The 25068-nt window shown below is 67.0% G+C and carries 5 protein-coding genes (1 of these 5 only partly in view); 3 read left to right on the top strand and 2 right to left on the bottom strand.

What is annotated here, in order from left to right; translation table 11 throughout:
- Positions 1-88 precede the first annotated feature (88 nt).
- The 3 genes from ABH933_RS35395 to ABH933_RS35385 all read left to right on the top strand — a co-directional run bounded on the left by ABH933_RS35395 (position 89) and on the right by ABH933_RS35385 (position 3031).
- Positions 89-697 (top strand): hypothetical protein, encoded by a 609-nt coding sequence (locus ABH933_RS35395; protein WP_429424356.1) that lies wholly within the window; start codon positions 89-91, stop codon positions 695-697.
- Positions 698-862: 165 nt separating this feature from the next.
- Positions 863-1933, top strand: coding sequence for a GAF domain-containing protein (locus ABH933_RS35390; RefSeq protein ID WP_429424358.1), 1071 nt, complete (start codon positions 863-865; stop codon positions 1931-1933).
- A gap of 27 nt (positions 1934-1960) precedes the next feature.
- Positions 1961-3031: a phage tail tip lysozyme gene (locus tag ABH933_RS35385; RefSeq protein ID WP_429424360.1), complete on the top strand. Its 1071-nt coding sequence runs from the start codon at positions 1961-1963 to the stop codon at positions 3029-3031.
- A gap of 7 nt (positions 3032-3038) precedes the next feature.
- Here ABH933_RS35385 and ABH933_RS35380 read toward each other — a convergent pair whose 3' ends face one another.
- Complete coding sequence (locus tag ABH933_RS35380; protein WP_429455213.1) at positions 3039-4805, bottom strand: sugar transferase; 1767 nt, start codon at positions 4803-4805, stop codon at positions 3039-3041.
- Between the two features lie 234 nt (positions 4806-5039).
- Positions 5040-25068, bottom strand: partial view of a protein phosphatase 2C domain-containing protein gene (locus ABH933_RS35375; protein ID WP_429424364.1) — the 3' portion only. It continues 10067 nt past the right edge of the window; 20029 of the gene's 30096 nt are visible here — the last part of the coding sequence; its start codon lies off the right edge, out of view; it ends in the stop codon at positions 5040-5042.

The raw sequence follows: 25068 nt of genomic DNA, 5'->3' as shown, positions 1-25068 counted from the left end.
CAGTGTGTAATTTTCGCCACCCTGCCCGAGAGATTGACGTCGGCAGGCAGGGGCTGGGCAGTTCACGACGTCGATGGACGGTACGAAGATGAGCGTGTCACACGAAAGTGGAACACAGCGCAACCCGTTCGGCTCGCGATTCCTGACCTGCGTCGCGGTGGCGGTGGCCGTGTCGATCGGCTCGGCCGGATTCGCAGCCGCGCAACCAGGATCCGGACGCGGAGGCGGCGGTGGAGGCGGCGGTGGCGACAGCATGCACCCCGGGACCTCGAGTTTCGAGCGTTCGGACAACGGGACGAACCACGACGGTCCGAGTTATTCGTCGCTCGGGAATTCGGGCTCCGCTGATTCGCAATCCGAACATTCGACTCCGGGGTATGCGTTCTCGGATCCGGCCCTGGCCGCGCCGCCCCACGTGATCCCGCATTACAACCAGTCCCAGCATCCGCAGGGTTCCTCCACCCTCCCGCACGACGGGTCCCAGAACAACCCGCCGGCGGATTCACGCCCCGCCCCGGGGCAGGTGATCGTGCCGCCGCCGCCGGGCGCCGGTTTCACCGAATGGCTGGGTGACGGTGCGCTGCTGTGGATCCCCGGGCTCGTGTCCCCGCAGCCGCAGCCGGGCGGTCCCAATGTCGCCCCCAACGGCAACAAGGGGTACTGCAACGCCTCGAGGCCCGTATGTTCCACCGGGTAGCCAGGCCTCAGCAGGGGCCGAACGGGTATCCCTGGCGGATTCGGACCATTCGGTCCGGTCTGTTGCGGCCTGGTGAAACCTACGGTCTACGTACAATGGCGGATGTTTCCGAGGACGACGCCGAGTTGTATGCATCAAATGACTGTGATGCGCGACATTCCCTGGGTGACGATTGAGACCCTGGCACCCGAGGGTATGTCCGCCGTCTCGGTGGGTGCGGAGCCGCGGGACTTCTCCGGATCGCACCGGGTGGTCCAGCGGCTGCTGAGCAAGATGCCGGCGGTATACGACGGCCTGACGACCGATCGCGTCATCGCCGAAATCGCCTCGGCCCGGCACAGTGCGGTGGCCGTCGATATTCCTGTCCGGACCGGCGCGGGAATGTATGCGCTCCTGGTGCGGCCGGTGCTGGGCCCCGCCGGCGAGGTGCACGCGGTGCGGTTCGGGCTGAGCCCGGCGCACCAGCGCGCGCCACGGTCGGGTTCGGCCGTGGGCGGGATCTGGGATCTGGCATCGCAGACGCTGTCCCTGCCGGTGGAGGTGGCGAGGTTCTCCGGCATGTCCCTGCCGGAGTACCAGCCGATCATGTCGATCGCCGAGATGTTCCAGCGGTGGACGGACTTCGAGCAGCACGCCGAGCTGCTGGATCTGCTGTACGAGCCCGGCCAGGGCGGAGCGATGCAGTTCGATGTGACGGTCGGAATGCGGGGACGGTGGCGGGTGTCGATCCGTGCCCGCGACGACATGCGCACCCGCGGGGCCTGGTGGCTCATCGAGGACCTGGGGGAGGACGTGGTTCCCCCGCAGTCGGCGGCGCTCGAGCGGGTGGCCCTGCGCGAGGCACACCGGCGCGCGGGCAATCATCTCGGTGTGCTGCAGGTGGAGCACGCCAGCATCTCGCACTGGCTCACCGATCCCGCGCCGTGGGTGCGGTGGTATGGATTGTCCTCGCCGGTGGACGTATTTCATCCCGACGATCGCGAGCGCCTCGCGAGCGCCAACGAGCGCCTGCTGACGGGCGCCTCGACCACGATCACGGTGCGCCTCCTCGACAATCGCGACGACTACACCTCGACCCTCTTGTCGCTGTATCCGTATCCGGGATTCTCCGGCCGCCAGCTGGCCATCGGCGAATTCGCGCCGGCATCGAGGGAGTGCTCGACGCCCGTGCACGTGCGCTCACTGCGTTCGGTTTCCCATCGCGGAGAATGGCCGATACTCAACCGTATCGGATGATGACGAGCGGGAGGGCGGTGCTGCCTGATGGGGTCGAGCGCGGATGCCGGGCACATCGTCGAAACATTTCCCGTTCCGGCCGGCGTCAGACCGGGTTGGCCGGAACTCATCGCGGACGCGCATCAGTGCGCGCAGGACGCGGTTGATCAGCTCGGCGCGGGGCATCCGGAGAAGGCGCCGAATTTCGCCGAGCTGCTTCAGAACAACGGTCTGGCGAAGGTGAACGCAGGCAAGACCGTGATGGCAGCGGACTACGAGACGAAGCATTCCTCGCTGGACAAGATCAAATCCACGCTCGCGGGCCAGGATGTGATCGTCGGCGACTCGGCCTTTCAGGCGGGCACCATTCCGGGGAACGCCTGGTCGGATATCGAGAACCGGGTGAGCAAGCTGGTGACGACGCTGAAAAGCACACCCGCTCCGTCGCCGGGGCAGAAATACCTGTCGCCGGATATTCAAGCAACAGTGGGTGATGCGCTGATCGACGCGCTCGACGACATCAGCGCCATTATCGAGAAGGCACACGAGCAAATGGTTTCGCTCGCGGTGTCGCTCAGTGCTCCGGGTGCCACACCGGCGAGCATCGATTCGAAGCTGGCCTCGGCCGGGAGCACGCCGTGGTCGAAGGGTGCCGCGGCGGTCGAGCTCACCGGCGGCCAGAAGGCCACGGCGCAGGAGATCTACCAGTATCTGATAAACAAGTACCACCTGACCCCCGCCCAGGCAGCCGGAGTCGTGGGCAACATGATGGTCGAATCCAGCCTCGACACCGGCGCGTTCAACTCCGGCGAGGGAGCCTTCGGCCTGTGCCAGTGGGAAGGCGGTCGCCTGACGGATCTGCAGCAGTATGCTGCCTCGCAAAAGCAGTCGCCGAGCAAGTGGCAGGTTCAGGTCGATTTCATGATGAAGGAAATGGGCGGTAGCGAATCGGGCGCCTACAGTCAGCTCCGGGCCGCGTCGAATCCGGCCGACGCTGCCTCGGCCTTCGCTCAGCACTACGAGAGATGCCAAGCAGCCCCCGACCCCAAAAACCCTTACCCCGAACGCGTAAATGCTGCAAACACCATCGCCAAGCAGATGAGCGCTGTTTCGCTGTAAATTCGCTCTAGCTTGGGGAAGTTTGATGCCCGCGTCGCTCCCGGTCGTGGTACGCATTTCGGAAATCGGCGGGGTATGCGCGAATCGCGGCGACGCCTTCATGGCGGAGAAAGGGGCCGACGACTTTCCGGAGGTACTGTTCCTCCCAGCCGCGCCAGGCCGTCTTGTGGAACAGGACATCGGCCCAGAACCGGGTCAGCATGAATTCGGGTGAGTGCGGCTCGAGGGCCCGTTCGCCCGGGAAGTGTGGCGTAAACAGACCTCTACGAGGAATTTGGATGAAGAGGTTGTATTCCTGCTCGGTGAGGTACTGTCGCATCAGCTCGGTTTCGATCGGGATATTGGGTCGGGCCGCCATGTAGTCCATTTGGCCGTCCCAAATCTGCTTCACCTGGGGGAGCTCGTCGCCGGAAGTACGGCGCAACAGCCGCCCACCCGGGTTCGACCGGGCCGCGGAATCGCGACTGCTAGGGCTCTCCGGGGTTCCGGCGGGCATCGTGGGGAATTTCGAGACAGGAAATTCCTCGCCGGGTAGCAGGAGCCGTTGCTGGTGGAACAGTCGCGGGCCATACGGCACATTCGGCATGCCCAGCAACCGCTCGAGCTCCAATTCTGCAAGAATTGCCGCCGCCGAGAGCGCATATATGGGCGCTCGCATCATGAATCGGTGCCGGTACCACCGGCGCCGCTCCTCGCTGGCAAGCCACTCGGGCCCGACGAGCGCGCCGGGCGGCGCCTGCGGCAGATCGGCGAAATACCAGAACGACGGATACTGCAGCAGCAGCGATCTGAGCTCGTCGACATCCGGTACCGACTGGAGACTGCCGGGAAGTCCGCCGTGCCCGCCGTCGTTGGAGCCGGTACCCGGCCGCGTATCGCCACGGTCGCCCTCTGGACTGTGGCGTAGGAGCAGGGGACCGACCGGAATTCCGTCGGGGTGTAGTGCTGACGGATCCGGGTTGCGGCGCGGGCTTGTTGTTCGAGCCTCGGGCGACAGGCCGGTGCCGTCGGTGCGCCCGATGCGGGGAATCAGGGCCGGGGCATCGATGAGGTCGGCAAACTCGGCGCGCAGGTCGGCGCCCGACCAGGCGGTCCCGTCGTCGGGCGCGGTGCTCGCGACCGACGCCTTCCGGCTACGCTCCGGATCGTGTGGGAGCGTGAGGATTCGCTGACGACGCGCTGGGTCGAGCCGGTTGGGGTGGTGCTCGGCCCTGGTGGCCAGGTGTGCGGCGCCGGAGACGATCAGGGCCTGATTGTGCAGCGGCACGGTCTGCTCTTCGGAGTCCGCCGCGGCAAAGGCGTTGTAGCCCTGATGGATCGCCATCTGATGGCGGAATTCGGGGTTGCGCGGCGTTTCGGCGTCGACGCGGATCGCGCCCCAGGCCTCGGTAGCCGGGTCCGGGCCCAATCCGCGGCTGAACACCCGCCCGCGACTACCGGGGGTGGCCGCGCCCAGATAGGTCAGCCAATCCCGGTAGGACGAGAAGACATACACGTTGTCCCCGATGCCGAACTCACTCGCATGAGACATCGAACCCGCGCCGGGTGACCCGGTCAGGATCACCTGATCGATCTCCCCGGCCAGGTGCCCCCCGGCCCCGGCTTCGCAGACGGTGGTCGAGCCGTAGCTGTGCCCGCACAGGGTGAGCAGATGCGCGCGGACCGCCGCCGGCCCAGTATTCCCGTGTTGCGTTGTAGGCAGCGATATCTCGCGCCGTCTCGTATCCGCCGGCCTCGGCGTAGCTTGTGGAAGCCGCCTCGGCCTTCGGGGCATCGGCGGGGTGGTGGTAACCGATATTGACGATCGCGGCCGCGGCCTGCCCCGGGGCGATGGACAGCGTCGCCGCACGCAGCCGCAGGGCATGCCCGGACCGGTACTGCAGGGAGGGCAGCGCGGTGGCGGTGCCGCCGTTGAGCCAGGCCGTGGTGGCAGAGGTGCCCGGCCTGCGCGAAGGCCTCCGCGGCGATCCGGCGGGCGGCTCGATCCTCACCCACCAATTCACCCACCTCACGAAACACTGTGTCCGCGAGGCGATTGCCGAGTTGCGGGTCGGGCTGTTCGGATGCGGCCCGGGGGGGTTTCGCCGACGTCGGATGGCTGCTCGGTGCCATGGTCGTCGGCACGCCCGGCGTGCGGGAGGCGGGTGCGGAGATCGTTGCGCAGATTCCTCGCCAGTATCCGCAGCTCGCGGCGGAAATTTTTGGCTACGTAGGGATCGATGATCTGGTCCAGGTAGAACTGGTATAGGGTGGGGGAGGCGGTCCTGACGAAGAGATCGAGAAACCAGGCCCGCGCTTGCCGATAGGGAACCGACCCGGGCTCCAGCCTTCTGAGGTCGGGAAATCCTACCGCCCACAAGGCTTTCTGGTAATGGTCATACAGTGGCCGCCAGCGTGCTGCGTCGTCCGGTCCGAGCACGGCCTCTGTTCGGTCGACATCGATATCCAGGATGAGTCTCGGTCCGAGGTAGCCCAGATAGCCCAGCAGGATGGCCACGATTTGCGGGATTTCGTCGCCCGATGTTCTACGCAGCATCTGTTGAACGGGGCTGCTGTCATTCTCGATCCCGGGGGTGCTGGACTGTTCCGGGTGTCCCCGGCGGAGTGTCTGGAACTTCTCGGTCTCGAGCATCTCGTCTGCCGACAACCGCCGTAGCTGGGTGAACATCAGCGGCCCCGGAGTCGCGCCGGGTACCCGCAGTAGCTGCTCGACCTTCAACAGGAATGCCGCTCCCGCGGCCAGCGTCAGGTACGCGGGTGCACGCCGGACGACCCGCTTCATCTCGAGGATGTCGAGGGGCGTGAGCCGGACCTCCCATGCGTCCCTGAACCGCTTGTCTTTCAGTGCTTCGAATAATTCCCGCCGCCTGCTGACCAACCAGTCGGGGCCGTATGATTCGCCGGGCTCGGGATCCGGCCATCGGGCGATGATGTCGGCGAAGACCTGATTTCCCTGGGGGTCGCGGATCGTCAGCAACTTCGCCTTGAGTTCGTCGATCGCCGCGCGTTCCTCGGGAAGGAAGACGTCTCTGTCTCCCGGTGCCGCCGCATGGTCTTCGCCGCGCCCGGCGGTGGATGGCGGCGAATCGGCTTGTTGTTGGCTGTGTCCGGTCGCGGCGCCGGGGCCGATTGTTCGCGGAACCTCGCGCATCACCGTGGGAGAACCGCTGTTGTCAAAGAATTCGAACACCGATATGACCCTGCCGGGAAAGTGATCGATAAAAGCGGTGTCGATCATCCAGCGGACGATGTCGATGGTCGGATCGCTCACGTCGGCGTCTTTGTAGAACACCTTGAGGGCGAAATCTCCGCTTTCCTGGAATCGGTATTGTATCCTGCATTGGATGACCGTACCGTTCACCTCGATATCGCATACCTCGGGAGATTCGCTCTCCTTTTTCATCGCATTGTGTGATGGCCCCGTCGAGTGGATCGAATGCAGCGTGAGGGACACGCTTTCGTGTGCGTCCTGCGCGGGTGCTCTATATGTGGTTTCTGCCGCAATTATGAGCCCGCCGACGGTGCTGTCGTCCGAATGCGTACCAACGCGCTTCTCCAGCTCGCGTATCTTCGGAAGATCGTGCACGATGATATTTCCGGAAACATCGGACGGCATGGTGAAGGCCGCGTCGCTGGAGTATATTCGAACGATCAGCCCGGTGCTTTCGATCGTGGTCACCTCGTCCAGGCCGGATATGGGATTCCGGCGGAGGTGGGTGCCGAGATCTACCGGGAGGAAGTCGATATCGGTCAGGTCGATCGCTATTCGGTTGGTGTGATTTACGCGCACCTCCTCGGCGATTGCGGCCGCGATATCTTCGACCCTGTAACCGTTCGACACCAGGTTGTGGAAGGTTCGGCCGTCGAATTCGGCCTGATGATCGGGTCGGGAAGTGTCTTCACCAGCGTCCGCTGCGGTGGCGTGCCGGTCGAGTTGCGATGTCGTAAGCCGCAGCAGATCGGGGAATCCGGTACTCTCGCCGAGTTGACCGAGTGTATCACCTCGGAATAAAATTGATCTTTTATGGGGTTTCTCGAATTGGTTGTTTACAACGGTCAGTTCGCGTAGTGAGCGTATAGCGTGAGCGGCTTCTCGGAGAGATGGTATTTGGGGTAGACGGATAGCCGCGGCCCGGTACGTCATGAATGTTGAACGTACGAACTCGGTCGAGCGCTCGGTATCGCGGGTGCGTGTCATGAGATATTCGGCGAATTCGGTCATCGCCGGCAGGAGCCGTAATGCCGTGGCTGCGACCTCCCGATTCGATCCGTGTAGCGCCGCGGCGAAGGCATCCTGGTGCGCCGCCAGCGCTCGGGCCGCGCGGGCGACGGCCGCGTCGAAATCGGTGTCCGATCGTGACGCGAGATATGCATCCACGTACTCGTGCCACCCCGTACCGCGCAACTCTGTCGAGTTGTCGAACGAAGCCGTGAAATCCCTTGCGGTGCGCAGCGCCTGCTCTGTCGCTATCCGATGCTCGTCTGCGACCGCACGCCCTGAGGCGGACAGTTCGGTCTCGGCCGACCACGGAATCGTCTGCCGGGCCCGCTCCAGGTTGTCGATCAGGTCGCCGATTTCTGTGGGGAGACGGTCGAATACATCGAGCGCGCGGTGCGGAGCGGACAAGCTTTCACCCGCGGCGTGGGCTTCCGGTGTGAACGTCCCTAACAGGTCGAACAGGCTGTCGGCAGCGGAGTACAACTCGCGTGCCGAGGACAGTCGAGCCTCCAGGTCCCGACCGAGGGCGAACAGCGCCGGATAGTCGGAATTCGAGTCGATGCCCGGAGCCGAGTCCAACCGCCGGAATTGCTCGTCGACCAAGGCGTTGAGCACTCGGCACTGGGCGATCGCGGGATCGGCCGGTGGCAGCTCGCCGCGTCCGAAGGCGACGAGATGATCGTCGATCTCCGACCGGAGGCTAGCTATCAACGGATAGGCGGCATCGTCGGAAAGCGTTGCGGCCCAATCGTGGAGGTCCGAATACGGGGAGTCGCGCGGATCTGGGGTGGCGGTGTGGGCGTGGGCGTCGTCACCGGGTGTCGGATCGGCGGCGGGCTGTTGGTGATGATGCTGGGCGGGTGGTTCGGAGGGGGGCGGGTTTTCGGGCGGCTGGTCGTGGGCACTGTCGGTCGGGTCGTTCATTTCGACGTCGAACCACAGGGTCTTGCCTCCCTCTCGTTCCAGGGTGACGCCCCAGGCGCGGGAGAGGGACTCCAGCAATGCGATGCCGCGGCCGTGTTCCTCGAACAGGCCGAGATCCGACTCGCTCGCCGGCTGCCGTATCGGCAGACGTCGGCTTGCATCGGCTATCTCGAAGTGGAACGTGTTACCCGAGCGCCGAATCCGCATGCGGGCCCCGCCCTCGGGGGCGTATCTGTCGACGTTGCCGACGAACTCCGACACCAGGACGAGCAGTAGGTAGCGTTGCAGATCGTCCGGATAGCCGGATGCTGCCAAAAACTCCTCCGCCGCATGCCGGGCCGTGCTTGTACCCTGCGCCACCGCGCCCTGCTCGAATGTCAGATCGACATCCGGTGCGCCCGTCACCCGGGAGGGATCCTCCGGACCGTTATTCTCGAAGAGCTTGAACCACACCGTCTTTCCGCCGGAGTGCGGCAGCTCCCACCCCCACGACTTGGCCTTGATGTCCAGCTGGTCGACTACGGGCCAGCCCGGTTCGTTGACATCCTCGCCCTCACCCGGGCGGACGGGTAGGTCGCGACCGACATCGCTAACCCCGATCCGCACCCACCGGTTGCCGAGCTCTCCATGTATTGTTCCTGAAATATGCGGCGTCCCACCATCATTGGCGCGGGTCCGCACGGCAAGCTCCCACGCCAGCGCCACCGCCGCATCGGCCTGCCCGGCTACCGGCCATCCGGCCATCAGCTCGTGCACGGGTTCGACGGCGGCCGCGATGTCGTCGAGTTTCAGGAAATTGGTTACTGTCTCGACCAGATGCTTGATTTCGCGGGGAGCGTCGTCGCGCCTGCTGATTTTACGCAACTCGTGGAGCGGGTCGCTGCTGGCAGGGCTTACCCAAGCGGTCCCCGGCTGTTGCAGCCCAACAATGCTGGCGAGTTCGTCGCCCATTGCGGCTACGGTGGCATGCCACCCCGCACGCTCGGCGGGGGTTGTCGTCCTGCCCGCCAGCTCCTGGGCCACCGCTTCGTGGGCGAGTCGACGCGTGAACCAGTCGAGCAGGTTGCCGAGCTCGGGATGTGTTGCGGCTCCGGATCGTTCCGAGTCCGTCATGGAACGCAGCTCGAGATCGATCTGACGGAGCACCTCTGTCACCGCGACCGGTCCGTACCGCCGAAGGCGCGCAGTCATGTCTTGCGGGCCTTCGGTCGGCTCCGGATTGCCGGGCGGCCCTTGGATTTCGCCATCGCGCGGCGTGGCCGGGCTGGCCTTGGCGTGGAAGAACAGGCCGTTCTCGTCGGTTGTGCCGTACGCGACGAGGGCGCGGTGGTACCGAGCTGGGTTTTCGTAACGCGATCTGCCCTGTAGGTCGGTGATGGCGGTACCGACCGTCGGGCCGTCGGCCCGCGGAGTGCCGAGAGGCTCGTCGACCTCGTCGAATAGCCCCGGATCGAGGACAACGGTGCTCGAATCGACCGGAGGCGACGAATCTGCGGGAGGCTGTAACACGATGGCGTGCCGGAGAATTCCGGGAGCGCGATCGAGTTCGTCCGGTATCAGTGGATGCCATTCGCCGGTCTGCGGATCGGAGGTGCGGAAGATGCCGTCGTAGCCCAAGTGTAGAACGTACAACTGCCCGTTCTCGAAATCGTGCCCGTCGCCGGTGTAGCTGATATCGGCCACCACCGCGGACGAACCGCGGCCCATTTCGGACAGTTTTCCGACCAGCGTGCGGAGCTGTTTGTACGTCGTGTGGACGTGCCGCTCGTGCACTCGGAAGATCTCCGAACCGGCCGCATCTGCCAATGCCTGCAGGGTAACCTTCGCCTCCGGTTCGGGATGGAGTATCTCCCGGCCGTACAGCTGCCGTAGCACGGCGGCGACCGGACCGGTCTGGAACGGTAGCTCGGCCGGCTGCGCATACCGCCGCGGCAACCGCACCCGGAGTTCCGGAGTGACCTTCGGATACTCGCCGGTGGCCTCAAAATGGTGAATCGCCCATTGCGGACTGCCGACCATCCCGCCCAGGATTTCATTCTCCATGAATCCGACGGAATTCGCCTCGTCGTCGCTGACTTTCGAAAGATCAGGGAGCAAGCCGACCCATTCAGCCCTGGATAGGGAAATGTGTCCGAAACTGTGCAGCATAGCATGGGTGACGGTCAGCATGTTCGAGACTGCGTCGTATCGAGCGAGCCGAATCAAATCCCCGGTCAGCCAGCCTTCGCGGAAGCGCAGCATGGCATGGACGAATTCGTGCACCATGTTGTCGTAGAAGGCGTGACCGGTCCCGCGCGGGAGATAGTTATGCAGAACGCTCTGCTTATAGGCCAGGGCGGTCGAATCTGGATCGGCGGCGTCATCTCGATCGATTATGATCGCGGTCCCGAGGTGCCCCCGGTAGGTTCTCATCATGCGGCGCCTGCGGCGCCTGCGGCGCGTGCGGCCGGCGAACTCGAAGTCCACCTCATTGATATCGGTCGATCCGGGGTATCTGGTCAACATGTCGTCCAGTGCGCGCAGCGAATCCGAAACTGCGACGAGCGACACCTCCATGTGGTCGTAACCGGTAACCTCGATATGCGGATACTTACCCCTGAATCTCCCGACCACCCGGGCCTTTTCCTGTGCGGCAGGAGTCAGGCCGGTACGATCCATCAGCTCCGCCTCGCTGAGTATGCTGTGCCGGTCCGCCGCGGCGAAAATCTCCATCATCCGCAGAAACTCGGGGTACACCTCCCGATCTATGAACGCATCCGTCAGGTAGGAAGCCTGCCGCCATAGTTCGGTAACGACCGACCTGGGGAGGCCATGCTCCAGCCAGCGCACCGCACCGTCCGGGAATCGCTGTACCAGCTGCGCCGAATACACACTCTCGACGCCGCGAATGACGTCGTATATCCCCCGCCGCAAACCCTCCGGTGACGCGGGATCGGCAGGTTCCGGCACGATCTCCCTGCGTACCACCGAGCCTCGAACGGCCGATTCGCCCACCGTGACGCCAAGTGCCTCGCCGACCGTGTCCCACAGCGGAACCAACGACGCCAGCCCCCTGGCGTCCGGGTAATTTTCCTGGAGGACAACGCGGCCGTTGGGAAGGGTGACGCGTTCCACCGTGACGCCGACGGCACGAGGCACACCGGTGGCGGCATCGGCATTCTCGGCCGAGTGCCGGGCCTCGACCAACCGCTGCTGGGCCACGGCCAGGTCGGCGAGGTGTTCCAGGACTCCGCCGCCCGGCATCCGCGTGCGGGACAGCACGGTCAGGTAGGCGATCTCGGCCTCGCGAAGGGCGCGATGCTCCGGACGGCTCGATGCGGTGGCCGATTCGAGCGCAGTGCGCGCCCGGTCGGCCTGATCGCGGATCGTCTCGAGGAGTCCGGGCCGAACCGGCGATCCGAGCAGTATCGCGGACAGGAATTCGCGTAGCCGCTGGTCATCCAGGCCCAACTCCAGGCGCAGAGTCTCGGAGTATTCCCGGCTCAACAGATCCCGGGCGGTAGCGAATTCCGGTCCGAGCCAGGTTATTCCGGCGTCGGCCAGGATCTTCGAATCCAGCAGCGGCGCGGCGGCGTTGAGAATGGCCAACTGCTCGAGCGTCGGCTTGTGCTCGATGCCGGGCGCGACGACGGTGTCCGGGAGGCGGACCGCGTCCAGCGGGCGCGGGCCGCCGTTGCGCCGGGGTAACGGTGCACGGCGGTACGCGTGCCGGACAAGTTCGGCATACCGCCGTGCCGCTGCCGTGTCCTGTTCGAGTCGCAACAGGTTCTCGGTGTAGGCCCGCTCTGTCGGCGTACCCGGACGCAGACGGTGGTCCGTTTGCTGGGTACCGGGCACAGGTGTCGAGGCGACGGCGGGCGGAGAATCGGAAACCCCCTCGCGCGCAGGGCTATCCGCATCCCGGGGACGGGCCTCCGGTATCTCCCCCCGGTCGATGGCGCGCAGGATGTTCTCGATTCGATCTCCCCGGACCGGCGCGGTGTCGTCGGTGGTTCCGGCCTCGAGATGGGCGATCAGTGCCTTGGTGAACGCCAACTTGGCGCCATCGTCGGGCAGCCGTTCGAACCGCTGCCACGCGGGGATCGCGGCGTCGTCGGGAACGCCGTGTGCGGCGAACGATTTTTGGATCTTGCCGATGTACTCACGATCCGTATGAAGCGAGTATGAATTCAGCAGCGTCGTCAGGTTCGGATCGGTAGTTTCGCGTTTTACCCAGGCGTGCATTGCCGTGGTCGCCGTGGCGGCATGCTCGTCCAGAAGCGCCTGCCAGTCCCTGCCCTCGTCCCGCCACCGCGCCACCGTCCGGGCCAGGTCGTGCACGGCACGGAACATGGCGACCTTCGCCGCCGAGCGGATCAGCGGATCCCGATACGCGTCGGAGACCAGGATTGGATTGATGCCGTCGAACGGCGGCACCTGGAAGGTCCGATCGGTGCTCATCGTGCCGGCTTCGTCCACGGTGATTGTCCGTGAGCTGGACAGGATGCCGTTCAGTATGTCTTCTATCGGATGCATCGATTCGCGTGTCGCGAACGGTGATTCGAGCGTGTCCTCGAAGGACTGTGCGTCGCCGTCGGGCGAGCCTGGGATGTGGGTGGCGTAGCCGATCTTCTTATTCGGGCGGAAGGCGCCGTCGGCGGGCAGGTCCAGCCCGGACGGATCGTCCGGGCGGAGCGCGACCGTGAGATAGCGGCCCATGAATTCGATGCCGGGGAAGAGCGCCTTGAACATTTCCTGCAGGGTGCCCTGCCTGCCGATGTCGATGAAAACGACCTGCTCGCGGGACTCTTGTGCGTCGGGGTCTTGCAGGTCGAGCCAATTCAGGTCGAGGCCGTGCTGCCGCATCAGCGTGGTCAGGCCGGCCAGCGCTCCCTTTGCGCCGGGTTCCGGTTTCGCGTCACGGTCGTACGCCCAGCTGGGAAGGCCGGAAAGGTCGTGGCCCTGTCGTTTGGCATCGTCCACCGCGGCTTTGATGAGGCGTCTGGAGGCGGGAAGGATTATGCAGTGCTCGTCGTAGGTTTCCGGGTCCCAGGCATGGGCAACAAGGGCGAACACATCACCATCGCGTTGCAGGTGGACCACGTGCAGGCCCGTATTGTTCGCGGCGCCGGCCCGATTGTCTTCGGCCATCGTGATGCCGTACTTCACCACGGTTGGGGCCATGAAGCGCAGGCACGCCTCGTAGGCCACGCGAACCGCGTCGCGTCCGGCAGGATCGGTGATCCCCCAATCATCGTCTACCTCGTCGAGGGTCTGTTCCTGAAGTTCCTGTGCCGCTGGGTCGTTCGCGGCATCCGGGAGCGCCGAACTCGAGCCGTCCTCAGGGGTGTGGGAGCCGTCCGCCGGTTCCGTTGTCATTGCGGTGACACCGGATTCGTCGAGCCACGGTTTCACCACGCGCGCGTGGAAAGTCTCCATCGCGGTGGAGAGCCCCTCGACGTCCTCGCCGAATTCACGCTGGGCGTACGCGGCGGTGCGCAGGCCTTCGTGGCGGTTCAGGACGAGGGTGCAGCGACCCTCCGCGCCGTGCACCCGGCCCACGGACACCGTGACAGCCAGGCCCTCGCCGGTCGGCACGACCTCCTCGACCTGAACCCAGAAGTCCTTGGTAGCGCCCCGGAACATCGAGTCGGCGGCGGGCCCGGCGGTCGTTATGGGAGCTCCGCCGCTGTCGATCAACTGATCGAAGCTCGGTGTACCCGGCGGACGCTGCTTTCGCCACAGTTCCCCCTGCATCCCCTCGTCGACCCTCAGGCCGGGGTCGTCGAGGTCGATGTGCCGGGCGAAGTCGTGGAGACATTGGGCCAGGTATTTCGGATGGCTCAGGCCCGTTGTGGCAAGTCCGCTACCGAAGGTTATCTCTCTCACCCGGCCGCCTTCGGTGACCCAGTGACCGGCGGCGTACGCCCAATGCCCGGGCTCCGGGAATGTGCTGTACAGCATGATATGCGTTTGCGGGTACGGGGTCGTTCGCCTGCTGCCCGGTGTGAACCAGAAGTTGTCGCCGTGCGGGCCGGTCGTATAACCCATCCCATAGCGGTCACAGACCGCTCCTTCGTGGTTGAAATCCACCTCCATCCAGTCGAGGACATCGGCCAACTCGGGAATGTAGGGCGCGTCCGAATTACTCGGCAGCAGTTCGTATTCCGGGACCTCGGGCACCCGGTTCCGGGATTCGGGATCCACGGTGAGAGATCGGGCGGGTGCGACGCCGCTGTATTCGGGGAGCTGCGCGCTCGGCGGTGCGATCGAGTCGGCATCGATCGCACCGTCCTGCCCGACGATGCCCAGTCGCTGCGCCGCCAGCGCCAGCCGCACATCGGAGTCGACACCGAACTTGCGGTAGAGCCGGTCGAGGTAACCCCGCACGTGATACCGGTCGAGCCCCAGCTGGCCGCCGATGGCCTCGTGCGACAGGCCTTCCACCACCAGGAGGAGCACGTCGGCCTCGGCGTCGGCGCCCGAGAGCACCACGGCGCCCGGCGGTTCCAGGGAACCGACCACGCCGTCGTCGAGCTGCCCCGCACGATCCGCCGCCAGAACCGTGGGCGTCGCACCCGTGGTGCGCAACCGTGCTCCCGCGGCGGCGATATCGAGTTCGACCGTACGGACCGACAGCTGGAGCCGCGCCGCAACCTGCTCGGGCTCGAGCCCCGTCGCGAGGAGAGCGAGTATCCGGCGCTGCCTCGGCAACAGCTGCGGCCGTTCGTTTTCGGCGGCGACCGGTGCGGTGTCGCTCGGTGTTGCGCCGTCCTCGGGTTGCGCGCCGACGTCTGCGGGGCGGTGTGTGCGCGTGACCGTCTGTTCCTCGGGGGTTTCGGCGGGCAGTGCGTCCTTGTCGGTGGGTGCGGGAGCGTCGTAGCTGTCGGCGATACGTTCGGTGGGGGCACCGTCGGGGTTGAACTTGATGGCGTGGCTGTAGGCGACGATCCCAGGGGCGGCGGGTGTGAAGGGGGTGGGGATGCCGTCGTCGAAGCGGTAGAGGGCGCCGTTGACGTTGGCGACGAAGACGGCGTGGCCGCCGGTCGGCGAGGGGACACCGTCTCGGTAGGTCTCGAACAGCAGAGCGCCCCGGCCGGGCTCTTCGGCCAGCCAGGCATTCAGGCCCAGTTGGCCGTTGTGCAGGAAGCGGTTCCGCCCGCGGGCCAGATAGCCGATGGCCGTCGCGGGGACGCCGTCCTCGTTGTCGCGGAGTTCGTCGGTGATCGCGATGGCCGGGTTGTCGTCGGTGCGCTGGTCCCGGTAGAAGGTGTTGGCCGAGTCCAGAGAATCGACGCCGCAGGTGATCTCGCACACCGGGGAATTCTGGGGTGGGCCGCTGCCGTCGGTGGCGGGGGTGGGCCGCCGACGAAGCGTCCCGAGCAGCCTTCCCGGTTTCCTCGCGCGTCCGGCGGCCGGACCGGACGTCCCGCGGCGCGCGGCGAGTTCGCGTTCGGTCTCGGTTAGCGGGGGGTCCTCCGGCAGGTAGGTGCTCAGATGGGCCGGCCGGGCGCCGGTGCTCGGCGGCGGAGTCGTTTCGGGATACGTGTGCGTGTCACCGGGTGCGCTCGGTGTCGGAGTCGCGACCGGTGGTTCGCCCGTGCCCGGGTCCGCGGCTCGCGGCGAATCCGCCGGATATCGCTGCGAGGCAAGGGAAGACGACCACGGCGTCGCGGACTGCTGAGCAGTCCATGGCGTGGAGGTACCTGCGGTGCGCGGTGGTTTTCCCGAATTGCCGGGCCGTGCGGGAATTTCCGCGGGCCGCGAGCGACTCCACGGATGGCCGGTCGTCGAGCCCGGCGTTGAGCGGGGTGCGGCGCCTTCCGGATCCACACCATGTCCCGGCGGTCCGGTGATCTTGCCGGTGGGCTTGTCGCCGAGGTCGCCATCGGGTGGGGGCAGCGCCTCGAGTTCGCCGTTCTCGTTGTAGCCGTAGGTGATTGCCCAGGTCTTCTCGATGTTGTCGTAGGGCTGTGCGGCCCTCCACGCGGCGTAGGGAACGGGGCCGTGGACGAGGGGGTCGAAGACGTAGACCCCGTCGTACGGGTCGTCGGGGTTCTTTTCTCCGTCCAGGACCGGGATTTTGCTGATGCCGAGGATGTGCTGTTCGCCGTTTTGGCGTACGACGACGAAGGCGGAGTCGGTGGGATCGCCGGGATCGCCGATGGCGGCGGCGATCCGGTCGGGAGCCGTGCCTTCCGTGCGGGCGAACTCGCCGTTCTTCGAACCGCCGATAAGGCGCTCGATGAGCTGGTACGGCTGCAGGGCGGGGTCGTCGGTGACTCCGGCGACGGGGACGCCCAGCGATCGGGCGGTGTCGATGGCGAAGGGGATGCAGGGTGCGGCGTTCAGAACCAGTGTGCCGAAATATTTCTCCGGCTCCTCGAAAGGCGTGCCGATGACGCTCCCGAGCAGCACGATGATGTCCAGCAGCCGCTCGGAGTGACCGTTCCTGTCGAATACCGGCCGGGTTGCCTCCAATGCCCGGAGGTAGGCGGCGATGTGGTGCCGGGTCAGCCCGTAGGTCGCCAGCCGTATGGACCGGGCGTGGCTGTCCTCGCCCGCGGTCGAATCGAACGGGCCCGCACCGAGATAGACGCCGAAGGCGCCCTCGTAGCCGGAACCGATGAAGTTACCCAGGCGATCCATTCCGATGTGGTGGCCGTGGGGCCGGATCAGCTCATGCAGAACGGCGAAGGGGCGCAGGCGATCCGCGTGCATGGCGCGATCCCGCTCGTCGGGCTCGCTCAGCGGCAGCGGTTCGCTGTAGACGTCGTTGGTGCCCGGCACCCGGTAGATCTGCCGGACGCGGGTGTCGACAGCCTGTGCGACGACGGTGGCCTCCTCGACGTTGTCCGCTGCGTCGGAGAGAACGTATTCGGTCAGGATCAGGGTGTCGCCGTTGCGGTACGTGATCAGGGTCGACACGGCGAGCGGGCGACCGTCGCGGGCGCGCAGGCCGGGCAACTCGCGGGCGTACCTGACGCCCGATTCGGTCGCGGCGGCAACCCGATCCGCGAACGACGCGCCGGGCATCGGTCCGCGCAGCGCCTCGACGAGATCGTGGAGGCTGCTGGGATCCACCAGTTCCGGAGGGAGGCGGTCCTCGAGTGAGGTGGTGTATTCGCCGTCCTCGGCGACCCGGACGGCCAGGTAGTTCACCGGAATTCCGGCGGCGACGGCCTCCTCGACGATCCGCCGCACCCGCGGCAGTATGGCCGTGCCGCCGGCGAAATAGGTGTCGCTCGAGCAGGTCGGGGCGGCGAGAACCAGTGTCCCGCTGCGCGGATCGATGCCCAGCCCCTCCGCGATCGGGAGGGCCCCGCGCTCGCGCAGCGCCAGACGAGCCGCGAGTATCCCTGCGGCGTCGCGGGCGAATTCCGCGTTCTGGCACCGGGACAGCAGTTTTGTGGCCATATCGGCGACGCGGGACAGCGCGGCACGCAGCGCGCGATCCGACTCCGTGTCGGCATCCGTGTGGCTCGCGGCACGCTCGACCGCCCAGTCGCGAATTCGCATCGCCACGGCGACCGTTGGATACGTTTCTTCGCCGAGGGCGACGGCGAGTTCACCGATACTCTCGAGCCCGACGGCATCCCGCGCCCACTCACGGAAATTCCAGAGGAACTCGGCCAGGTTTCGTCGCGATTCGGCGATCCGATGGCGTACGGCGGCAGGCAGCCTGCCCGGCTCGGTCGGCCCGAGCGGGAGCTGCCACGACTCCGGTTGCGCCGGGGCCTGGGGTGAGCCGCCCATGTCGAGCTCGACGGAGTCCGGGAAGGGAAACAGCATCCGGGTGTCGTCGAACAGCCGCCAGATCTGGCTGCGGCGTTGGGTGTACGGCGCCGTCGCCGGTATATCCGGAAACTTTGCCGTGCTCAATTCGATGATGCTGCAACCCAATTCGGTCGCCAGTTCCACCCAGAGCCGCTGCACCTGCAGGCGCTGGCGCACCAGTGTGAAATCGCGAACCTGCCTGCGCGACATGCGCGGCCAGCCCGCTCCTCCCCGGTTGGCCGCGGCGTCCGCCGCGAGTACCACCCGATGCCGTTCGAGAAGTTCCGACAGGTGGGTGAGTGCGAACTCCCGCAGGCCGAGGTCGTGGCGCAGATCCCGGAGCAGGTCGCTGTAGTCCGATTCCGGTATAGGTGCTCCGGCCTCGGCCAGGAGCCTGCCGTGGTACGCGATCGTCCGGCGTTCTCGCGCAATGGCTTCCCGCCACTGCGCGTCGTCGACGGTGTCGAGCATGCTGTCCGGATCCCGCGCGGCGTCGAGCATCCGGGCCGGATTGATACCCGCCTGGATCGCGTACAGCATGATCTCGGCATGAATCGAGCTCAGATCATCTGGCTGTTCGGAGACCGGGACAGGCTGCGCGGCAGGAGGTTCCAGAACCGCCGGGAGGTTGCCGGTCGGCAAGGGCGGCGTCGAGGTTTCGGGAAGCGACGGCGAGGCACCGCCGGATTCGGTCGGCCTGTGCGCGGCATTATTGGCGATCCTGACAAACCGCCGCATGATCTCGGTGAACCGGTCGTCGAGACCCAGCCGGTGAAAATCGTGTCTCGCTCCCTCGGCGGCGCGACGGAACGCCTCGATCTCCTCCCATGTCATGCCGTGCGAGAGGTAGTCGACATAGTCGGATGGCGCGACATTGGGCCCGAGCGAGCGCGGCAGCATGTGCACGAACAGCTCGTATCCCGGGCCCGGGGGTTGCCGGCTGGGCCGGAAGGCGAGCGCGTAGTCGCCGCCGACGAGTTCGCCGCTGTAGTTCATCGCGAGTTCGCTGCCCGTCGGCTGGGCCACCGCGTTCAGGATCGCGTGCGGTAGCGCCCGGCGCGACGGCGCCAGCGCACCGGGGAGCGCCAGCGGCGCGGGCGGCTCGAGGTAGCACGACAGCGGCTCGTTCGGCACCTGCCACCGCTTCATGGTCCTGGCGCCGAGCGCGCGTCCGAGCGCCGACACCGCCTCGTCCGTCTTCGCGAATTCCTTCCGCGCATAGGTGATTCGCGGCAGCACGTCTCCGTTTCGGCAGGTGACCCACTCCAGCCGGGAGATCAGCTGCCCGTTGTCGTCGCGGTTTTCGATCGGCTCGGACGTGCCGACGATGCCCGAGTCGAGCGCGTCGCGCACCCGGATCACGAACGGCCTCCCAGCCCACGGCGCGTTCAGCCATTCGGCGATCGATGTGATGTCCTGTGTGACAGCAATGTTCGATATTCGTTCCTGCCCCGTGGGGGGATCCCGGGGGATGACCGTGCAGCGGCCGTCGACGCCGGTGGCGACCGTCCGGAAGACGATGCTCATCCCGGCCGCCCGGGCCCGGGTGATCACCTCGTTCGCGGCGTCGCCGAGCAGCGGGCGCCCGTCCCGTTCGGGGGCGACGACGACCACCTCGCCGGTGCGCAGGTCGAGCGCGACACCGTTGGCGAGCGGCCGCATGCTCTCGGCCGCGAACCACCCAAGCGCGGCCAGCATTCCCGAGGCCGCGCGAATGCGGGAGAGCTGCTCGGTGAGCTGCTGGAGATGCGCGGCCTCGAGGACGATCCAGCCGGCCCGCATTCCGCGAGTTCCCGTCGGCCGGTCCCGCTGCGCCAGATCCCTTGCCCAGGCGGCCAACTGCGGCCCGTCGAGATCTTCCGGTGGCTCCTCACCGAACGCCGCGAGGCTCCACGCCCGGATCTCCGCCAGGCTGGATGCGACGGCCTCGGCCACCGTGTCCAGAGCCCGGCCGACGCTGGCCGGGGGTGTTTCCACCGATCCGGTATCGGCCGGGGATCGCAGCAGTGGCGATGCGTCAGGATCCAGCAGCGGTCTGCCCGTGCGCGGCCGGTATTGATCCAATCTTTGTATCAGCCGGTCATTGTGCTCATCGAACCGTTCCTCCGCGGACCGCAGATCCCCTGCGAGCAGGTGCAGGATGTCGCCGTACGGAGGGTAGAGGGCGGTGAAGCTGTCCAGGATCTCCTCTCGCAGATGCGCGAGATCCCGAAACTCCGTCAGGGCGTCGGGGATTCTCGCATCGGCCAGGGCAATAACATTGCACCCCACTATTTCCGCCAGCGCGTGCCAATTCTCGAGCAGAGCCTGCCGCCGATAGTGCTGCAGAAGTTCCGCGAGGATTTCGTTTCGCGCACCCTGGGTACGCAACGGTGTGGTGGGGGCCGGGCCGGTACCGGGTGCGTCCCGGAGTTCGATATCGAAGCCGGGATGCGCGGAGTGCGCCGTGGCGAACGCGGGGTGGTGGGCCTGGTCGAGCGACAGGCGGAGCAGGATGCGGTCGTGTCCTCCGGACGGCGCGACGACGACGAGCCGGTTCCGGGCGCGCAGGTACACGACGTTCGGGTGTCCCTCGATGCGTTCGGCGCCCTGCGCCACGAGCGCATCGACGGCCGGCTGTGCCGCGGACTCGTCGGCCCGGTCGTGGGCGTCTACCTGAGCGTAGCGGGCGGTGCGGTAGGCATCGACCAGTCCGGGCAGCCGCTGCAGCATTGTCCGGCGGCGAATCAAATTGTCGCGCAGTGAGATTAGCAGATCATGGTAGCGGGATTCCGGAATGTCGGCGTACGCGAGGTCTTCCGGTGCGACGCCCAGTGCATTGGCCCAACGGCTGATTTCCGTGGCGACCTCCCGCTGTGCCGCCGCGATGGCCCGGCCCCAGACGGCTCCGACCTCGTCCAGGTCGGTCGAGAGACTTTCCTCGGGGAACTCGAGTGGGTCGATGCCGGCCGCGGCGGCCACCAGATCCCGTTGCCGGGCAATCTCTTCGGGATCCTCGCCGGACCATGAGGCATCCGGTCGAGCCGGATCGCCGGGGCCGGAATCGCCACCCGAGGCCGTGGGGCTGTCGTAATCACCGGTTGGGACGTCGCCGGGAGGCTGCTGGGCACTGCCGTCGGGAGTGTCGCCGGGTTCGGCGTAGCCGTCGGTGCCGACCCGCACTCGCGGGGAAACGGCTGTCCGGCCGAGACTTTGCCCTCTCGGTCGAGCCGGGGCGACGGCAGCCGAGGTGGTGGCCGCGGCGAGGGCCGGAACCTTGTTCGTCGAGCCGGGGACGGCGGAGATCGGTGCGGGCAGCTGTATTGTCCAGCGGGAGTTGAGCATTTTCCGCCCACCCCTCCGGCCGGAGACCGCGGGTGCGGCGACTCCCGGGGCGGTCGTAATGCCGGTCTGCGGCGTCGCACCGCCCACGGGGTCCGTCCCCCAGATCCACTCCGCGCGCGGGTCGGATCCCCCCGGCCGGGCCGGACCTCCGGCGGAACGGCCGTCGCCCGTGACGGGAGGACGCCGGCGGTTGGGGTCGGCCCCCACGACGGTGATGTTGTCGTCACCGTCGTACTCCAGCGCGTAATTGGTGAGCCGTGCCAAAGCGCCGCGGAGTTTGCCCCCGTTCTTATCCCAGGCGTCGCGGAATATTCTGGCGAGGTCCTCGGCAGAATTTCCGGTCAGGTACTGGTCCCCGGCCTGGGCTTTCGCCGTGAACAGCGCGTTCCACATTCCGTCGGTGCATCCGAGCAGGACACCCTCGCCCTCCAGATCCATGGATATGGCGTGGGATTTGCGGTGGCGTGCTTCCTCCCCGAGCCAGAAGTTCAAGCCATGGGGGTTTTCGCCTCCCAGATTCTCGCGCTTCAGGGCTTCGGCTTCCGACATGGCCCTCTCGGTGCCCGGCATGCTCCTCCCGTCGGCCAGCGCATCGCCCGCCGGGGTGTCGTCCTGGGTCAGGCACCTCGATTCGCCGCCGTCCAGCCGGACCCAGTACAACCGGGTGTCACCGACCCAGTCGAGGGTGACCCTGGTTCCGCCGTTCGCGCCCTTGCCCGGTTCCATGATCGCGAGGGCGATGGTGCCGGTCGGAGCGACCTCCGACCAGGCATACCGGCCCCGTGTGGCCAGCTCGGCCACCGCGTCGTGAGCCGCGGACGTCGCCTCCCGAATCGCCGCGAGCGCATCGAACGGTTCCCCGGCACGCCGGGCACCGACCGCGGCGACCGCGGCGGCGACGGCCTCCTGGACGGCCACCCGCGCGGCGTGATCGCCCCGGTCACTGCTCGACATCCCATCGGACAGGGCGACGATTTGGACTGTCTCACCGTCGATTTCGACGGCGGCAATCTCGAACGCATCCTGATTGGAGTGCCCGTGGCGTAGCCTGTTGCCGATATTGCTGAGGCCCGCCACCGACGTCGAGCCGCGGGAATCCAGGTGCTCCTGGCGGGTTTCGGTCGGCTCCGGCTCCTCGTCGAAGCCGCGAACCTGCTCGTCGGCCAGGAGATAACGTCCCAGCTCCGGAGTCACCCGCGGGGTCGTGCCGTCGGCCTGGATCCGATCGAGGCCCGACAGCGCGCCGGCCCACGCGTAGACCGCGTGGTAGTGCTGGACCAGCATCGTGAGCTCGCCCGGGGCCAGCCGGGCAAGTTCCCGCGGGCCCATGCGCATGATCGCGGCCAGTCTCTCGAGCCTCGCGAGCCGGCTGGTCAGCCGCCGGGCGTATTCCGCCTCCTCGGGCGGGCGAACCTGTTCCGTGCCGGCGACTTTCGCATTCTCATCAGCCTGCCGCGCGATGTGTTGCCGTTGGGCGATCGTCCGGCGCAACCCGTCCAGCCGATCGGGTCGGACCGAAGCCAGCAGGCGGACCATCGTCCCGGGAACGTCGGTGAATTCGCGCAGGAGCGGCAGCCGCCGGGGTTTGCCGTTCTCGTCGAACAGCACCAGGCGTGCGGTGGGGGAGAAATCGAGCTCGGTGGCGTCCTGCGTATACGTCGCCGGGTCCAGCAGATAGTAGGCCTGCTCACCCCGGACGGTGTCCGCGCGGATCACCACCCGTGGCGGCTGGTCGCCGTCCATCACCACCAGGGTGCAGCCGACGGGCAGCCCCTCCATGGCCACCCACAGATTTCCCTGCCCCGGATTGTGCCGGACGTAGTCGCCGAAGTCCAGATCCGCGGCGATCGCGGCTCGCTCCAGCGAGGCCAGGAAGTCGGCCTCCGTACGGGGCGCGGCGTCGTGGTCCGCCGGGGACCCGTACAGGTCGGCGAGCGTCTGCGACAGCGCAGCCCACGGATCGGTGGTATAGATCGCCGGATCGAAGTTCTCCCCGGCGACCAGCGGATTGTCCAGGAGGGCACGCAGCCCGTGCAGCCGCAGCGTGATCTCCTGGGCGAGCCCGGTGTGATACGACGGTTCCTCCGCACGTGCGGTGTAGGAGTGCAGTGCGGCCCGCAGCCGGGCGGTCTCCTCGTCGAATTGCCTTCGCAGCTCCAGCGATTCGATATACCGCTCGACGTCCCGGATCAACGCCGGATCGGCGTCGGTCGCCCGCAGTCGTTGGAGCACCGTCGCGGGCGTGCGGTCGGAGTCCAGGATATGGGCGGCCGCAACGAAATTCGCGTGAAGCAGTCGAAGGCGCGCGCTGAACGCGCGTCGCGCCTTGACGATCGCGGCGCCCCAGTCGGGTCCGACGGGGGACCGGCCGATGAGCAGGTCGGGGTCGGGGGGTTCGAGTCCGGGATCACCGAATTCCGGCAGGTGCTCACCGCTGTGGTTCCAGGCGACGGCCCAGGTGGCGGTGGTGGTTTCGGGGGTGCCGCCGGTCAGATGGGCGAGGGTGAAGGGGCGGCCGTCGGGAGCGTGGAAGGTCCCCGGGTGCTCGGGGGTCGTGACGTGGTAATCGACCTCCCTGCCGTCGACGGCGAATATGTGTACGCCCGGAGACCTTTCGCGGACGTATGTCAGCGCGTAGGCGTGTGCGCCGATGACGGGGCCCGGTGTGCCGTTGTCGTCGAGGGCGCGTTGGTCGATGACCATTGCGGTGGCGCCGGGGCCCGCGCGCAGGAGTTTCTCGAGGAGGTTCGCGTGGACCGACAGGTTGTCGGTGCCCCGGATGCCTTGGACCGGTAGGCCGTCGAGGATGGTGGCGAGTTCTCCACCGGCGGTGCCGGCGACGTTGTCCGGGTCGTAGGCCGCCGGCTCGGCGACCTTCCTGCCGACGGCGAGGTTGACCCATCGGGGGGCGTTCTGCAGGCACATGTTGGTGCCGGGGACGACCGGGGTGCCGTCTTTGCCCAGGAACAGGACGCCGGTTCCGGCGGGGTACTCGGCGCCGGCGGCGGGGGCGAGCTGCCCGGTGGGTTCGAGCCGATAGATCCCGCCGCCGTGCTCGCCGTCGAAGCGAACCAGCAGGTGCGGCGGCTCGCCGTCCCGCAACACGACTGCCGTCGAGCCGCCGTCCATCTGCTCGAGGAGGCCGAGCGCCTGTCGTTGCCCGAGGGTGGTGAGGACGAATTCGCCTCTTCCGCTGAGGAATTCGTCCGAGGTACGCGGCAGGTTCGGACGATCGCCGGGGTCGCTGGGCAGATTCGATCGTTTGATGTCCGCTAGGACGAGTGACAATGCGGCCCAGGGATTCACGCCCGGTTCGGCCCGCTCGGCGTCCATGTCGTAGAGGTCCTGCGACTGGATCTGCCGTCGGATCCGCTCCCGGAGGTCCGCGATCTCGGCGTCGACCGTCGCCAGCTCGGCGTCGACATCGCGGCGCTCGGGGACGCCGCGTGTCTCCCCGGGCTCGGCGAACTCCTCGGCGGCGGCCCGGATATCCGCCCGCCGGAGTCTTGCGGCGATCAGCTTGGCCGCGAGTTCGTCTACCTCGCGGAGTGTCTCGTCTATGCGCCGGCCTTGCTCCAACGCCTCTCGGGCGGCGCGGGGATGCGCCGCGGCCGCCTCGGCGGCCAGTGCCTTCAGCGCCGGGATTGCGGCCTCGGCGGCAACACGGTCCCGGAGCTGTTCGGCCATCCATCCCGTGGGGTCGAATCGTTGGTCGAAGCCCGGCAGCACGGCGGGTTTCGCGTTCTCGTCGAGCGCGAGCAGAATCGTTCCGGGGGGATATTCCCCAGTGGCGCGACGGAATTCGTCGGCACCG

Source organism: Nocardia sp. GP40 (genome assembly GCF_050434125.1).
GTDB classification, from domain to species: domain Bacteria; phylum Actinomycetota; class Actinomycetes; order Mycobacteriales; family Mycobacteriaceae; genus Nocardia; species Nocardia albiluteola.
The sequence above is the reverse complement of the archived record's forward strand: the minus strand, read 5'-3'. Positions and strand labels throughout refer to the sequence as shown.